This window comes from Streptomyces sp. NBC_00094 (assembly GCF_026343125.1).
Taxonomy (GTDB): Bacteria; Actinomycetota; Actinomycetes; order Streptomycetales; family Streptomycetaceae; genus Streptomyces.
On record NZ_JAPEMB010000001.1, the window covers coordinates 1,407,651 to 1,422,216 of the forward strand.

At 72.7% G+C, this 14,566-nt stretch carries 11 protein-coding genes and 1 tRNA gene; 5 read left to right on the forward strand and 7 right to left on the reverse strand.

Going from position 1 to position 14,566, the window contains the following annotated elements; all coding sequences use genetic code 11:
* Complete coding sequence (pgsA, locus tag OG580_RS05940) at positions 1 to 660, reverse strand: phosphatidylinositol phosphate synthase (protein WP_267042585.1); 660 nt, start codon at positions 658 to 660, stop codon at positions 1 to 3.
* A 270-nt stretch (positions 661 to 930) separates the two neighbouring features.
* Between pgsA and OG580_RS05945 the strand changes: the two genes are divergently transcribed.
* Both OG580_RS05945 and OG580_RS05950 read left to right on the forward strand, forming a co-directional pair.
* Positions 931 to 3,138 (forward strand): elongation factor G-like protein EF-G2, encoded by a 2,208-nt coding sequence (locus OG580_RS05945; protein WP_267042586.1) that lies wholly within the window; start codon positions 931 to 933, stop codon positions 3,136 to 3,138.
* A 173-nt stretch (positions 3,139 to 3,311) separates the two neighbouring features.
* Complete coding sequence (locus OG580_RS05950; RefSeq protein WP_267042587.1) at positions 3,312 to 4,970, forward strand: hypothetical protein; 1,659 nt, start codon at positions 3,312 to 3,314, stop codon at positions 4,968 to 4,970.
* Between the two features lie 53 nt (positions 4,971 to 5,023).
* Here the strand turns inward: OG580_RS05950 and OG580_RS05955 are convergent, their stop codons facing one another.
* Complete coding sequence (locus OG580_RS05955) at positions 5,024 to 5,587, reverse strand: HIT domain-containing protein (RefSeq protein ID WP_267042588.1); 564 nt, start codon at positions 5,585 to 5,587, stop codon at positions 5,024 to 5,026.
* A gap of 65 nt (positions 5,588 to 5,652) precedes the next feature.
* Between OG580_RS05955 and OG580_RS05960 the strand changes: the two genes are divergently transcribed.
* The gene (locus OG580_RS05960; protein WP_267042589.1) at positions 5,653 to 6,339 is read left to right on the forward strand and encodes a potassium channel family protein; all 687 of its coding nucleotides are present in this window, start codon (positions 5,653 to 5,655) and stop codon (positions 6,337 to 6,339) included.
* A gap of 15 nt (positions 6,340 to 6,354) precedes the next feature.
* Here the strand turns inward: OG580_RS05960 and thrS are convergent, their stop codons facing one another.
* From thrS to OG580_RS05975, 3 genes are all read right to left on the reverse strand, one after another.
* Positions 6,355 to 8,331 (reverse strand): threonine--tRNA ligase, encoded by a 1,977-nt coding sequence (gene thrS / locus OG580_RS05965; RefSeq protein WP_150272056.1) that lies wholly within the window; start codon positions 8,329 to 8,331, stop codon positions 6,355 to 6,357.
* A gap of 147 nt (positions 8,332 to 8,478) precedes the next feature.
* On the reverse strand, positions 8,479 to 9,831 hold the full coding sequence (locus tag OG580_RS05970; RefSeq protein ID WP_267042590.1) for a hypothetical protein: 1,353 nt from the start codon (positions 9,829 to 9,831) through the stop codon (positions 8,479 to 8,481).
* Positions 9,831 to 10,397 (reverse strand): DUF4365 domain-containing protein, encoded by a 567-nt coding sequence (locus tag OG580_RS05975; RefSeq protein WP_267042591.1) that lies wholly within the window; start codon positions 10,395 to 10,397, stop codon positions 9,831 to 9,833. The genes OG580_RS05970 and OG580_RS05975 overlap by 1 nt, the downstream gene beginning before the upstream one ends.
* Positions 10,398 to 10,517: 120 nt before the next feature.
* Between OG580_RS05975 and OG580_RS05980 the strand changes: the two genes are divergently transcribed.
* The gene (locus OG580_RS05980) at positions 10,518 to 11,246 is read left to right on the forward strand and encodes a 3'-5' exonuclease (protein ID WP_267042592.1); all 729 of its coding nucleotides are present in this window, start codon (positions 10,518 to 10,520) and stop codon (positions 11,244 to 11,246) included.
* A 60-nt stretch (positions 11,247 to 11,306) separates the two neighbouring features.
* Here the strand turns inward: OG580_RS05980 and OG580_RS05985 are convergent.
* Together OG580_RS05985 and OG580_RS05990 are read right to left on the reverse strand one after the other, a co-directional pair.
* A tRNA-Val gene (locus tag OG580_RS05985) sits at positions 11,307 to 11,378 on the reverse strand.
* Positions 11,379 to 11,448: 70 nt separating this feature from the next.
* Positions 11,449 to 11,910 carry an SRPBCC family protein gene (locus tag OG580_RS05990; RefSeq protein WP_267042593.1) on the reverse strand — a complete coding sequence of 154 codons (462 nt, stop codon included), beginning with the start codon at positions 11,908 to 11,910 and terminating at the stop codon, positions 11,449 to 11,451.
* Positions 11,911 to 11,993: 83 nt separating this feature from the next.
* On the opposite strand from OG580_RS05990, the gene OG580_RS05995 reads away from it, so the two are divergent.
* Positions 11,994 to 14,513 carry an SCO7613 C-terminal domain-containing membrane protein gene (locus OG580_RS05995; protein WP_267042594.1) on the forward strand — a complete coding sequence of 840 codons (2,520 nt, stop codon included), beginning with the start codon at positions 11,994 to 11,996 and terminating at the stop codon, positions 14,511 to 14,513.
* The last annotated feature ends 53 nt before the right edge of the window (positions 14,514 to 14,566 follow it).

Consider the following 14,566-nt stretch of genomic DNA (forward strand, 5'->3'; position numbering starts at 1 on the left):
TCACGATGCCGCCTCGCTCCCCCGGGCCGCGGCGTCCGCCTCGGCCGATTCCCGTCGTACCGTCACCACGCGCTGCCCCAGGGTCACCGCGCTGCCGACCGCCACGATCCACAGGGCGATCGGAAGCAGCACCTGGACGCCGGGCACGCCGAAGGCGTGCAGTCCGGCGAGACCGGCGGCGACCAGCGAGATGACGAGGCGCTCGGCGCGCTCGATGAGGCCGTTGACGGCGACCGGCAGGCCAATCGATTCGCCACGGGCCTTGGTGTACGACACGACCTGGCCGCTCGCGAGGCAGAAGATGGCGACGGCGCACAGCATGTTGTCGTCGCCTGTGCCCGCGTACCAGAGCGCGAAGCCGCCGAAGATGGCGCCGTCCGCGACCCGGTCGAGCGTCGAGTCGAGGAAGGCCCCCCAACGGCTGGAGATCCCCGCCTGCCGGGCCATGTTGCCGTCGACGAGGTCGGAGAAGACGAAGAGGGTGATGACGATCGTGCCCCAGAAGAATTCTCCCCGGGGGAAGAAGACCAGCGCACCGGCCATCACTCCCGCCGTGCCGATGAGCGTGACCGCGTCGGGGCTGACGCCCCGGCGGAGCAGAAACGCGGCGAACGGTGTGAGGACACGCGTGAAAAAGGCACGCGCGTACTTGTTCAGCATGGCCTTCCCGAGGTTCGGTGGGCCGCGCGGCCCCTATGACCACCGGCTCACCCATCGTAGCCACGCGCGTGGCGCCGACGTGGCGGGCACCCGCCCCGCCGCGTCGCGGTCCCCCCGAGGATCGGTCCGGGTACGACGTATGGACGCGTCCCTGCGCCGGTGCAAAGCTCGAAGAACCACCGCGGGCACCCGCCGGAGCCGCACCGCGACACGCCACTCCCCCGCGCCCGCGTCCCGCCGCACCGTGCGAGCAGTCGGGAGGAACACATCATGGGTGACAAGGCGAACACGGCCGCCGGAGCCGCCGGCAGGGCTTTGACGGCCGACCGGCCCACGTCCGTACGGAACGTGGTGCTGGTCGGCCACAGCGGATCCGGCAAGACGACCCTCGTCGAGGCGCTCGCCCAGACCGCCGGAGCGGTCAACCGGGCCGGGCGCGTCGAGGACGGCGGGACGGTCTCCGACTACGACGAGATCGAGCACCGCCAGCAGCGCTCCGTGCAGCTCTCCCTCGTCCCGGTCGGCTGGGACGGGTTCAAGATCAACCTCCTCGACACCCCCGGGTACGCCGACTTCGTCGGGGAGCTGAGGGCCGGTCTGCGGGCGGCGGACGCGGCCCTCTTCGTCGTCTCGGCCGCGCAGGAGGCCGACGCCGTCGCCGCCTCCACCCGCATGATCTGGGAGGAGTGTGCGGCCGTCGGCATGCCCCGCGCCATCGTCGTGACCCACCTCGACACGGCCCGCACCGACTTCACCGAGCTCACCGCCGTCTGCGCCGACCTCTTCGGGCGCGACGACCCGGACGCCGTCCTCCCTCTCTACCTGCCCGTCCGGGGCGCGGAGGGGGCCGACGGCCACGCGCCCGCCACCGGGCTCGTCGGTCTGCTCTCGGAGCGGATCCTCGACTACTCGACGGGCGTACGACGGGAGGAGGCGCCCGACGAGAACCAGCGGGAGCTCATCGCGGAGGCCCGCGCCCGGCTCATCGAGGGGATCATCGCCGAGAGCGAGGACGAGACCCTCATGGACCGCTACCTCGGCGGCGAGGAGATCGACGTGAAGACGCTCGTCGACGACCTGGAGAAGGCCGTCGCCCGGGGTAGCTTCCACCCGGTCCTCGCGGCCGCCCCCGCCGCCGACGGCGGGACACAGGGCCTCGGCACCCTCGAACTCCTGGAGCTGATCACCGGCGGCTTCCCCTCACCCCTGGAGCACGAGCCCCCGGCCGTGACCACGCCCGACGGGCAGCCCCGGCCGGCGATCACCTGCGACCCCGACGGCCCCCTGGTCGCCGAGGTCGTGAAGACCGCCTCCGACCCGTACGTGGGCCGGATCTCCCTGGTCAGGGTCTTCTCCGGCACCCTGCGCCCGGACGAGACCGTGCACGTCTCCGGCCACGGCCTCACCGACCGGGGCCACGAGGACCACGACGTCGACGAACGGATCGGCGGCCTCACCTCCCCCTTCGGCAAGCAGCAGCGGCCCCTGCCGCACTGCATCGCCGGGGACCTCGCCTGTGTCGCCCGGCTCGGCCGCGCGGAGACCGGCGACACCGTCTCGGCAAAGGACGACCCGCTCCTGATGGAGCCGTGGAGCATGCCCGAACCCCTGCTTCCGCTCGCCGTCGAGGCCCACGGCAAGGCCGACGAGGACCGGCTCTCGCAGGGCCTCGCCCGGCTGGTCGCCGAGGACCCGACGATGCGCCTCGAACAGAACCAGGACACCCGCCAGGTGGTGCTGTGGTGCCTGGGCGAGGCCCACCAGGACGTCGTCCTCGAGCGCCTCAGGGGCCGGTACGGCGTGCAGGTCGACGCCGTCCCGTACGAGGTGCCGCTGCGCGAGACCTTCGGCAGCGCCTCCTCCGGCCGGGGCCGGCACGTCAAGCAGTCCGGCGGCCACGGCCAGTACGCCATCTGCGAGATCGACGTGGAGCCGCTGCCGGTGGGCAGCGGCATCGAGTTCGTCGACAAGGTGGTCGGCGGGGCGGTCCCGCGCCAGTTCGTCCCCTCCGTCGAGAAGGGCGTGCGGGCCCAGGCCGCCCGGGGCGTCTCCGCCGGCCATCCCCTCGTCGACGTCCGGATCACCCTGCGGGACGGCAAGGCGCACTCGGTCGACTCCTCCGACGCCGCCTTCCAGACGGCCGGGGCGCTCGCGCTGCGCGAGGCGGCCGCCGAGGTCCCCGTCCACCTCCTGGAGCCGGTCGCCGAGGTCCAGGTCCTCGTCCCCGACGAGTACGTCGGCCCGGTCATGAGCGATCTGTCGGGGCGGCGCGGCCGGGTCGTCGGCACCGAGCAGGCCGGCCCGGGGCGGACCCTCGTCCGGGCCGAGGTGCCCGAGATCGAGATCAGCCGGTACGCGATCGACCTGCGCTCCGTGTCGCACGGCACCGGCCGGTTCGACCGTGCGTACGCCCGGCACGAACCGATGCCCCCGCACCTCGCGGAAAAGATCCGCGAACAGGCCGAAAAGCGAGCATAGTTGAGAGGTGTCGCCTACTGCCGCCCAGCCGGTCGCGCACCGGCTGGCGGCATTCGGCCGTGACCGCTCACTACGGTGACGCATCAGCCGGTACCCGGTTACGCTGTGGTGCCCAGCTCAGAAGGTGTGCGGGGCGCGGCAGTTGGGCACAGCCCGCACAGGTACTCGCGGCGATGGGGGCGGCAGTGGCTTTCGACGGATTCGGACCCGGGGCACAGATCCCCCTCCAGGGGTCGGACGGACAGACGGCGGCGACCCATGCCCTCGCCTCGGTCGCGTACCGCGACAGCCCGGTCGCCACGATCCTGGAGGCCGACAACGAGCTGCACAAGTCGACGGTCAAGGAAGGGAAATGGAACAAGCTGTTCCATCCCGACCTCGGTGAGGCCTTCTCCCGTGCGGTCCAGGTCAGGATGCTCGGCGGCGGCCGCAAGGCCCTCATCCAGTCCTTCGGCGCCGAACCCCAGCCGGTGGTCGAGCACTGCCTCGCCGCGTCGCGGATCCGCAGGCAGCGTGACGTCAAGCTGACCATGGTCACCTTCTTCTGCGGTGTCCTCTTCCTGCCCGGCCTGCTCCTCTGGCTCGGTGTCATCCAGCTCCGCCGGAGCGTCGCCGGAACCGAGAACAAGCGCGCCGGCGCCGTGGGCACGGCCCTCCTGCTCGCGGCCGGCGTCTTCGCGCTGCTCGTCCTGCTCAAGCTGCCGTTCGACGGGGTCCTGCCGAACTACCTGCGCGCCATGATCGCGGCTCCGGTGATCGGCTGGTTCCTCGCGCGCCGGATCTGCGAGAAGACCGCCGTCGACCTGCGCCGGCAGTGGACCTCCCTGATCGACGGCGGCGGCGCCGGTCCCAAGATCCCCGAGGCCGTGCCCCAGGACCCGAGCGAGAAGTCGGCCGAGGCCCTGCGGCTCAACCTGGAGAAGCTCTCCGCCGAGCAGCAGTCCAACATCGTCTTCTACGCGGGCACCAAGGGCATCCTCGGCATGGGGACGCGCTGGGGCAGCTGGTCCCTCGCCGAGGACCTGGTCCCCCAGCCCGGCCGGGAGATCCACGACTTCCGCGCCTGGGACGTCATACGGAAGATCCACGACCAGCTCACGCTCCTGGAGCGCGGCTCCCTCAAGACCGGCTTCCCCAAGCCGACCGTCAAGCACTGGATCGTCTCCCCGGTCGGCGAGGGCGCCGACGAGGTCACCCGCCCCGAGGGCGACAGCATCGTCCACTACCAGGTGAAGCCGCACGAGATACAGCGCATCTGCAACGAGCAGCAGTTCGACGCCGGCAACCGCCACTACCTCGGCGTGCAGTTCACGCTCTGGGGCGGGAACGTGGTCCTCACCATGCTGGTCACCGTCACCTCGCTCCACCACACCCTGCGGATCGACGTCACCGGCCACGCCCTCGGCCCCGTGCACTCCCTCTTCACCACGAAGCCCAAGGCGAAGACCAAGGAGGTCTCGAAGGCCGTCCGCTTCTGGGAGACGAAGGAGATCCCGCAGGCGCTGATGGAGACCGACGAGGTGGTCCGGCTGGCGGTCCGCGCCCCGTTCACCTGGTACCCGCCGATCCTGGAGTTCCTCGGCGGCAAGATCGTGCTCCCCGAGCCGTTCGGTCTGCGGCACGCCTGGGCGGGTCCGATCTGGAAGAACCGCTTCATGGCCGACGACGCCATCCGCATGGCCACGCCGGTGCTGCGGGCCGTCCACACCGCGGCCGTGAAGATGCTCGACGACCACGGGGTGGACACGGAGCGCTTCACCAACCGCTCGCTGATCCTCGGCGGCATGATCCAGGACCCGGGACCGAAGAAGGCCGACGTCTACGACGCCTGACGGGGGTTCGGGCAGCCCGGGCCGATCGGCCCGGGTCACCCTCCGCGTACGGATCAGATGGTGGCCGGCCAGGCGTCGGCCAGCATCTTCCGGGTGTCGGCGAGCAGTTGCGGCAGCACCTTGGTGTGCCCGACGACCGGCATGAAGTTGGTGTCGCCGCCCCAGCGCGGCACCACGTGCTGGTGCAGGTGGGCGGCGATCCCCGCGCCCGCGACGGCGCCCTGGTTCATGCCGATGTTGAAGCCGTGCGCACCGGACGCGCTCCGCAGCGCCACCATCGCGCGCTTGGTGAAGTCGGCGAGCTCCGCCGTCTCCGCCACGTCCAGGTCCGTGTAGTCGGCGACGTGACGGTACGGGACGACCATCAGGTGGCCGCCGTTGTACGGGTACAGGTTGAGGACCGTGTAGACGCTCGCGCCGCGGGCGATCACCAGACCGTCCTCGTCCGACATCGACGGGATCGAGCAGAACGGACAGCCGTCGTCGGCCCCCGGCCCGGTCGGCTTGTTCTCGCCCTGGATGTACGCCATCCGATGAGGCGTCCACAGGCGCTGGAACGCGTCCTGCGTCCCGACTCCGATCTGCTGCTCCGGCTCAGTCGTCATGCTGTGCAGCATATTGCGTCGCCCGTTCGGAACGTGTCGTCGGGGCGGAAGATCCATGCAGCCGCCATGCTGATCAGATGAGCGACAGGCCAAGGAACCCGCCCCGGCAGGAATGCTGGGACCGCCGTATGGAGACCCCGCTCGCCGTGGCCTCCCTCGCCTTTCTGGCCAGTTACGCGATCCGCGTCCTCGGCCGCAACAGTCTTTCCCAGGGCTGGCTCGACCTCTGCCTCGCCGTCACCCTCACGTCCTGGGCCGCGTTCATCGTCGACTACGCGGTACGGCTCCGCCTCAGCGGCCTCGGCCCGCTCCGCTTCGTCCGTACCCATCTCCTCGACACGGTGGTGCTGCTGATTCCGCTGCTGCGGCCGGTGCGGATGGTCAGCATCTACGAGCGGCTCCAGCGCCGCCGGGAAAAGCCGAGGCTCAGCCTGTACGCGCGCGTGATGGTCTACTCCGGCCTCACGGTCAGCCTGCTGGGCTTCGCCGGCGCGCTCGTGGTCTTCCAGTTCGAGGCGGACGCCCCCGGTGCCACGATCGTCACCTTCGGCGACGCGGTGTGGTGGGCCTGCTCCACGCTCGCCACGGTGGGGTACGGGGACGTGGTCCCGGTGACCCCGGTCGGGCGGCTGACGGCGGTCGGCATGATGGCCTGTGGCCTGGCGCTGCTGGGCGCGGTGACGGGTTCGTTCTCGTCCTGGCTGATCCAGGCGTTCACGCGGGAGGACGAGAAGAGGCCCCCGGGGGATTCCCCGGGGGCCTGATCACGCCTGCGGTCGTCAGACCTGGACGCGGTCCTCGACGATCTTGGCGATCTTGGCGATGGCCTCGTCGACGGGGATGCCGTTCTCCTGCGAACCGTCGCGGTAGCGGAAGGAGACGGCGCCGGCGGCCATGTCCTCGTCACCCGCGATGATCATGAACGGGACCTTCTGCTTCTGCGCGTTCCGGATCTTCTTCTGCATCCGGTCCGAGGAGGAGTCGACGTCCACTCGCAGGCCCTGCTTCTTCGCCTTGGCGGCGAACTCGTGCAGGTAGTCGACGTGGGCGTCACCGATCGGGATACCGGTCGCCTGCACCGGCGCGAGCCACGGCGGCATCGCACCCGCGTAGTGCTCCAGGAGCACCGCGAAGAAGCGCTCGATGGAGCCGAACAGCGCGCGGTGGATCATGACCGGACGCTGCTTGGTGCCGTCCGGGGAGGTGTACTCCAGGTCGAACCGCTCGGGCAGGTTGAAGTCGAGCTGCACGGTCGACATCTGCCAGGTACGGCCGATGGCGTCCCGCGCCTGCACCGAGATCTTCGGGCCGTAGAACGCGGCGCCGCCCGGGTCGGGGGTCAGCGGGAGGCCCTGCTTCTCGGCGACCTGCTGGAGGACCGCGGTGGCCTCCTCCCACACCTCGTCCGAGCCGACGAACTTCTCCGGGTCCTTGGTGGAGAGCTCCAGGTAGAAGTCGTTCAGACCGTAGTCGCGCAGCAGGTTGAGGACGAAGGTGAGGGTCTTGTCCAGCTCCTCCGCCATCTGCTCGCGGGTGCAGTAGATGTGCGCGTCGTCCTGGGTGAAGCCACGGGCCCGGGTCAGACCGTGGACGACGCCGGACTTCTCGTACCGGTACACGGTGCCGAACTCGAACAGGCGCAGCGGCAGCTCACGGTAGGAGCGCCCGCGCGCGTCGAAGATCAGGTTGTGCATCGGGCAGTTCATGGGCTTGAGGTAGTAGTCCACGCCCTCGTCGAGCTGCATGGGGGGGTACATGCCCTCGGCGTACCAGTCCAGGTGGCCCGACTTCTCGAACAGCTTGCCCTTGGTGGCGTGCGGCGAGTAGACGAACTCGTAGCCCTCCTCCTCGTGGCGCTTGCGCGAGTAGTCCTCCATGACCCGGCGGATGATGCCGCCCTTGGGGTGGAAGACCGCGAGGCCGGAGCCGATCTCGTCCGGGACGGAGAAGAGGTCGAGCTCGTTGCCGAGCTTGCGGTGGTCGCGCTTCTCGGCCTCGGCGAGGAAGTCGAGGTGCGCCTTCAGCTCGTCCTTCGACGGCCAGGCGGTGCCATAGATGCGCTGCAGCATCGGGTTCTTCTCGCTGCCGCGCCAGTAGGCCGCCGCGTTGCGCATGAGCTTGAACGCCGGGATGTTCCGGGTGGTCGGCAGGTGCGGACCGCGGCAGAGGTCCTTCCAGCACAGCTCGCCGGTCTTGGCGTCGAGGTTGTCGTAGATGCTCAGCTCGCCGCCGCCCACCTCGACGTTGGCCCCGTCGTCGGTGGAGGCGGAGCCCTTGATGCCGATGAGCTCCAGCTTGTACGGCTCGTCCGCGAGCTCCTCGCGGGCGGCCTCGTCGGTCACCACGCGGCGGGAGAAGCGCTGACCGCGCTTCTGGATCTCCTGCATCTTCTTCTCGATGACCTTGAGGTCCTCGGGAGTGAAGGGCTTCTCGACGTCGAAGTCGTAGTAGAAGCCGTCCCGGACCGGCGGGCCGATGCCCAGCTTGGCCTCGGGGAAGAGCTCCTGCACGGCCTGGGCCATGACGTGGGCGGTGGAGTGGCGCAGGATGTCGAGACCGTCCGGGGAGGAGATCTCGACGCCCTCGACGACATCGCCTTCGGCGAGCTCGTACGAGAGGTCCTTCAGCTCGCCGCCTACGCGGGCGGCGATGACGGTGCGGTCGTCGGCGAAGAGGGCACCGGCGGTGGTGCCCGCGCTCACCGCCCTCTCCTCTGCCTCCGAGGCGGACTGGACGGTCACACGGACTTCAGACACTGGTGTTCTTCTTCCATTGGGGCGCAGGCAGGCACGAGGTGCCGGCGCCGACGGTGTGCGACAGAGACGAGGTGCCGCATCACGCCGATCTTACCGAGCCGACCGATCCGTCCGCGAAACGGTTTCCCCCACCCGTCGCCCCACCCGTCACCCCTCGTCCGGGCCGCACGCCTCCTCGAAGAAGTCGAGGTTCTCGTGGAGCGACTTCATCAGCCGGTCCCGCTCGGCCTCGTCCACCTGGACGGGTACGACGTCGGAGGCGTCGGTCAGCCGCCGAAAGCCGCCCCGGCTCTCCAGGCGGCCGACGACCCTGATGGGCAGCCCGACCAGATGGGCGTGGACGGCGGTGCGGTACGCCTCCTCGCCGAGGGTGACGCGGACGTGCGGGACCTCCGCCCCGCCGAGGACCCGCAGCCGGACGGTGCCCTCGCCGCGCGGCCCGGAGCGCCGCATGCGGACGACGGCCCCCGTGAGGCGTACCGGTACGGAGGGCTCGTCCGTCAGATAGCGGGCGCTCGCCTCGCGCAGGGCGGGCAGGTCACCGGGCGAGAACTCGACGGGTTCGGGGCGGGCCGCGCACCCCTCGGGAGCTCCGGCGGCCGGGGCCCATTCGAGGGCGATCCTGGCTCCCTCGGTGCCCCGGACCAGGGCGATGAGGGCCTCGGTGAGCTCGCGGCTGACGCCCGCCTCGACGGCGGCGTCGAAGGCCTCCATGCCGCCGGTGGCCCGCTGGTAGTCGGTGGCCTCCCGGGCCGCGTAGAGCGCGTGGTAGAGCCGGACGGCGATCGGCCGGCCCGGTGCGACGGGCAGGAAGGCGGTCAGACCGCGCCCGCCGGGCGCCGCGCCCACGACGACGGTCTCCAGGGAGGCCTGGGCGGGGCGGCGGTGGCGGGCGCCGTGGTAGCCGGCCCTTCCGCGGACGGCGAGGGCGCCGGCGAGGAGGAGCTGACGGGCCGACGACCTGAGCTGTTCCTGCACGGTCCACGGGACCGTGCCGGCCGGGCCCGGCGGTACGTCGCGCCACCAGCGGATCTCGTCGCTGGGGACGGAGAGGCCGGTGAGGACCTCGCGCGCGGAGGGCGTACCGCTGTGGGCGAGGGCGGCGAGCGCCTCGCCGAGCAGGTCCTCGCAGTCCGGGAAGGCCCGGCTCTCCGGGACGAGCAGGCTCGTGCCGCCGTTTCCGGCGACGCCGGGGCTGCCGGGCGGGGTCCAGCGGCTGTAGCGGCCGGCCGCCCCGCCGCGCCGGCGCCAGCCGTGGCGGGCGAGGAGGGCGCCGAGGACCCGCGGGTCGACCCGCCCCGGGTCGGGCGGGCCCTGTGTGTCGGCCCAGGGTCCCGTGGGCGGCGCGGGAATCCCGGTCCAGGGGCCGGGGGTGTCGCCGGGCGCCGGGTGGGGCCGGTAGGGAGGCGGTACGGAGCCGGAGCCACTCCCGCTCCCGGTCCCGCCTCCGTACCCGCCGTCTCCGTACCCGCCGTCGGGGTCGTCGATCGGTCGGTGCATCAAGGTCTCCCTCCCACGCCGACCCGGGTCATGATCTCGCAGAGCGCCCGGTCGTCGAAGATCCGCGCCGTCGGGACGCGCACCGTGGTCCGACGGCGTCCCGTGACCGGGTGTCCGGCCAGGTTGATCCAGTAGCAGCAGTGCCGCAGGTCGAGCCGGTCGTGACTCGCCCTCAGCCAGTCCTCCTGCGCCCTCGGGACGAGCATCACGACCAGGATCTTGTGCACGGACACGGGGGTCCGGGCGAGCTTCACCAGGTGGTCGTTGTCGAGGGTGAACGAGAACGCGTTCCCCGGCGGGCGCGGCGGTATCTGGTAGGTGCACTTGAGCTGCACCTTGATGGTCACTTCGTCGTCGACGGTGTGTCCGGGAGAACCGTGGCTGACGTGCCAGTCGATGCCGTTGTCCGGGAACGGCTGGGACAGCGAGCAGCCGGCCGCCGCGGCGACCGCGTGGAGGTAGCCCACCTGGAGGGTCTCCATGCAGGCGGTGGTGGCGAGTGAGCCGCGCGTCGATGCTGCCCGCTGGGGCGGCAGCCCTCCCGACTCGGGCTGGGCGAGCGCCATGTCGATTTCCTTCCCCGTCACTGGTGTTGTCACCGGTCCGCGTACGGCGCAAACAGTCCGGGTATCACCGTTTCGGGCAGGGGGTTGGCCATCTGCCGCTGGGGTGCGAGGAGTTCGGGGATGACAACGCACTGGTACGAAGGGCCCCTGGCCGCTTTCGACACGGAGACCACGGGAGTCGACGTCGAGGAGGACCGGATCGTCTCGGCCGCCCTCGTCGTGCAGGACGCGGCAGGGGCGCGGCCGCGGGTGACGCGCTGGCTGGTCAATCCGGGCATAGCCGTGCCCGAGCAGGCCACCGCGATCCACGGCCTGACGGACGCTCACCTCCAGCGGAACGGCCGGTGGCCGGCTCCGGTGATGGAGGAGCTGGCCCGGGCGCTGGCCGAGCAGACCGCCGCGGGGCGGCCGCTCGTGGTGATGAACGCACCGTTCGACCTGACGATGCTGGACCGGGAGCTGCGCCGGCACCGGGCGTCGTCGCTGGGGACCTATCTGGCGAGTTCGCCGCTGTGCGTGCTCGACCCGCGGGTCCTGGACAAGCACCTGGACCGGTACCGCAAGGGCCGCCGCACGCTCACCGACCTCTGCGCGCACTACGAGGTGGAGCTGACCGGGGCGCACGACGCGGCGGCCGACGCGACGGCCTCGCTGGAGGTCGTACGGGCGGTCGCGCGGCGCTTCTCGTCCCGGCTGGAGCGGCTGACGCCTGCGGAGCTGCACACGCTCCAGGCGGTCTGGCACGCGGCCCAGGCCCGGGGGCTGCAGGCGTGGTTCACGCGGCAGGGGACGCCGGAGACGGTGGACCCGGCATGGCCGCTGCGTCCTGAACTCCGCACGGCGGCCTGACGGATGGGCCTGCCGCATGACAAAGGCCGGTCCGTCTTTCGACGGACCGGCCTTTCCCGGTGGGCGATACTGGGATCGAACCAGTGACCCCTTCGGTGTGAACGAAGTGCTCTCCCGCTGAGCTAATCGCCCGGGAACGGGTTGAACCATACAGGCCCGCGCAGGGTTCCTTCAAACCGGCCCGCCCGTCGGCCACCTCACCTCATCGACGCTCTCCGAGCTGCCGCTTCAGATGGGCGGCGAGTCCGCGCCGCCCACCCCGCATCATCAGGGCGTGGTTGGCCCGGAAGACGGGCCGTCCGGGGACGGCGAGGGCGCGCAGGAGCCGGGCGCGGACCTCGACCTCCTGCTCGTACAGGGCGCGGGTGCCGGTCCCTTCCGGCGTGAGGGTCCAGCGGACCCGGCCCTCCAGGTCCCCGGCGAGGCCGACCTCCAGGATCCGGGCGGCGGGGTCGCGGCGCAGGGCGCGGGCGGTGACGACGAGTTCGTACGGGAGGAGGGAGCGGAACCGGGCCGTGCCGGTGACGTCGTCGAGGGGGACGACCTCGCGGACCTGGGGCCACCAGCGGGGGTACTCCTCGGCGCGTTCGAGTACGGCGTAGACGGCGTCGGGCGGGGCGGCGAGCCGCCAGACGCTGCGGAAGCGGTACCTGCACCAGTCCATGGCCCCAGTGTGGGGGTACTCAGACCGGGATCTGAGTACGGGGACGTATTCCCGCCACGTGTGGCCGGGGCCACACTCCGGATATGGACACTTCCCTGCCGCCCGCGGACGAGCTGGTGCTCGTCGACCGCGAGTTGGCTCAACTCGACGCACGCCGGACCCAGTTGCTGGTTCGGCGGGCCTGGCTGATCCAGGTGCTGTACCCGCCGCTGCCGGCGGTCCCGCAGTCGCGTCCCGGCCCGGCGGTGGCCGACTCGACCCCGCGGAGCGCGCAGAACGTGCTGCTGACGCTGGGCGGGACGCTGCTGACGATCGCGGCGGTCGCCTTCACCCTGGTGAGCTGGGGTTCGATGGGGATCGGCGGCCGCGCGGCGGTGCTGCTCGTGGTGACCGCGGCGGCCCTCGCGGCGCCGGTGGCCCTGCTGCGCAGGGGTCTGGTCTCGACGGCCGAGTCGGTGGCGGCGCTGGGTCTCGTCCTGATGGTGCTCGACGCGTACGCGCTGCACCGGGTGGCGCCGGCGGAGACGGGCGGCCTGGGGTACACGGCGGTGGCCTCCGCGGTTCTGGCGGGCGCGTGGACGGCGTACGGCTCGGCGCTGCCCCGGCTGCGGATCCCGCTGCCGGTGGCCGTGGTCGCCGCCCAGCTGCCGCTGCCGCTGGGCGTCCTCGCGGGCGGCGGCGGGCCGACGGCCTTCGCCTGGGCGGCGCTGGTCACGGCCGCCGCGGACGGGGCGGTGGCGCTGTGGACCCGTCCGGCGGCGGTCCGGATCACCGCGGCGGTCGGCGTGACGGCACTGGGCGGCTGGTCGCTCCTGACAGGCGCGTGGCTCTCCCTGGCCTCCCCCTGGAGCGGCGCGCCGCTCCTCCTGGCGGGCGCGGCCCTGGCCCTGTACGCGGCCTGGCGCAGGCCCCCGCTCGCGACGGCGGCCTCGGCACTCGCGGGCCTCGCGACGGTGGCGGCCCTCGGCGGCCTCCTCCGCGCCGCTCTCCCGGCGGACTGGTCGGTCCCGGGGTACGTGCTGTGCGGCCTCGCCCTGACGGTGGTGTGGCGCGCGACCACGCCTGGCGCGACCGGCACGGACCCGGCCGGTGCGGGCGCGGCCGCGCCCGCCTCGGGCGGCGGTGTGGCGCTGCCGGCCGGGGTCCGGCTCGGTCTTGCCGGCGCCGGTGCCGGGGTCGCGGCGCTCGGTGCCGTGTGGGCGCTTCCGCCCGTGGCGACGGGGCTGCTGGGCCCGGTGGGCCGGACGACGGCCGTGTGGTCCGGCGAGCACGCCGGGCCCGCCATGACCTGGTACCCGGCGAGCGCCGCCCTGGTGCTCCTGGTGACCGCTGCCGCGCTCGCGGTCGTCCCCCGGCTCTGGGCCCGCTGCGGCGCGCTCGCGCTCGTCTGGGCGCTGCTCACGGCCTTGCCGGTCTCGCTCGACCTGCCGTACGCGGCGACGCTCGCCCTCCAGCTCCTCACCACGGCGGCGGCCCTCGGGCTCGCGGTCCGCCCGGGGCCCGTGGCGCGCGGCCTGCGCCGGACCGAGGCGCCCGGCACGTCGGCCGGTCCCTCCGTGCCGAGCTTCGGCCCCGGGACTCCCTGGGGCACCTGGGACCCCCGGAAGCCCCAGCGGCCGGCGCCCGTCACGGAGCCCCGTACCGTGCTCGGCCGGAGCGCGTACGTCGGCGGGCTCGCGTCCGCCGTGAGCGCGCTCGCGCTCGCCCTGGACGTCCGAGGGGCCACCTTCGTCTCGCTCGGGGTGCTGCTCGGGCTCTTCGCGGGCGTCGCGGTGCTCGGCGGGGGCGGGCGCCGGGTGGTCTCCGCCTGTGCCGCCGTGCTCGCGGCGACGGGCCTGGTGTTCGCGGTGGCGGCCACCGCCGGGTTCGAGGACCACTGGACGGCGCTGGCCCTCCTCCTGGTCCCGGCGGCCACGGCGGCGCTCGGCGCCAGGACGCGCACGGGCCCGGTGGCCCTGGCGGTCGAGGTCACCGGCGCGTCCGTGGGCCTTGTCGCCCTGGGGATCGCCGCCTCCCGGCCCGCGTTCCTCGCGCTCACCCTGGCCCTCGGCGGAGTGATCGCGGCGGCGACGGCGGTCCGGCCGGAGCGGCGACGGTTCGCCTCGTGGACGGCCGCCGCGCTGTTCCTGCTGGCCACCTGGGTGCGGCTCGCGGTCTCCGAGGTGACGGTCCCGGAGGCGTACACGCTCCCGGTGACGCTGCCCGCGCTGGCCGTCGGGTTCCTGCGGCGGCGCCGGGACCCGGAGGCCTCGTCCTGGACGGCGTACGGCCCCGGGCTCGCGGCGACGCTGCTGCCGAGCCTCGTCGCGGCCTGGGCGGACCCGGACTGGGTGCGCCCGCTGCTCCTGGGCCTCGCGGCGCTCGCCGTGACGCTGCTCGGCGCGCGGTTCCGGCTCCAGGCGCTGCTCGTGCTCGGCGGCGCGGTGCTGGCCCTGGACGGGCTGCACGAGCTGGCCCCGTACGTCGTGCAGGCGGTCGGCGCGCTTCCCCGCTGGCTGCCGCCGGCCCTCGCCGGGCTCCTGCTGCTCGCGGTGGGCGCCACGTACGAGCAGCGGCTGCGGGACGCCCGGAGGCTGCGGGAGCGGCTGGCGCGGATGCGGTGACCGAGAACGCCGAAGGCCCGGAGACGGTGTTCCGTCTCCGGGCCTTCGGGCCG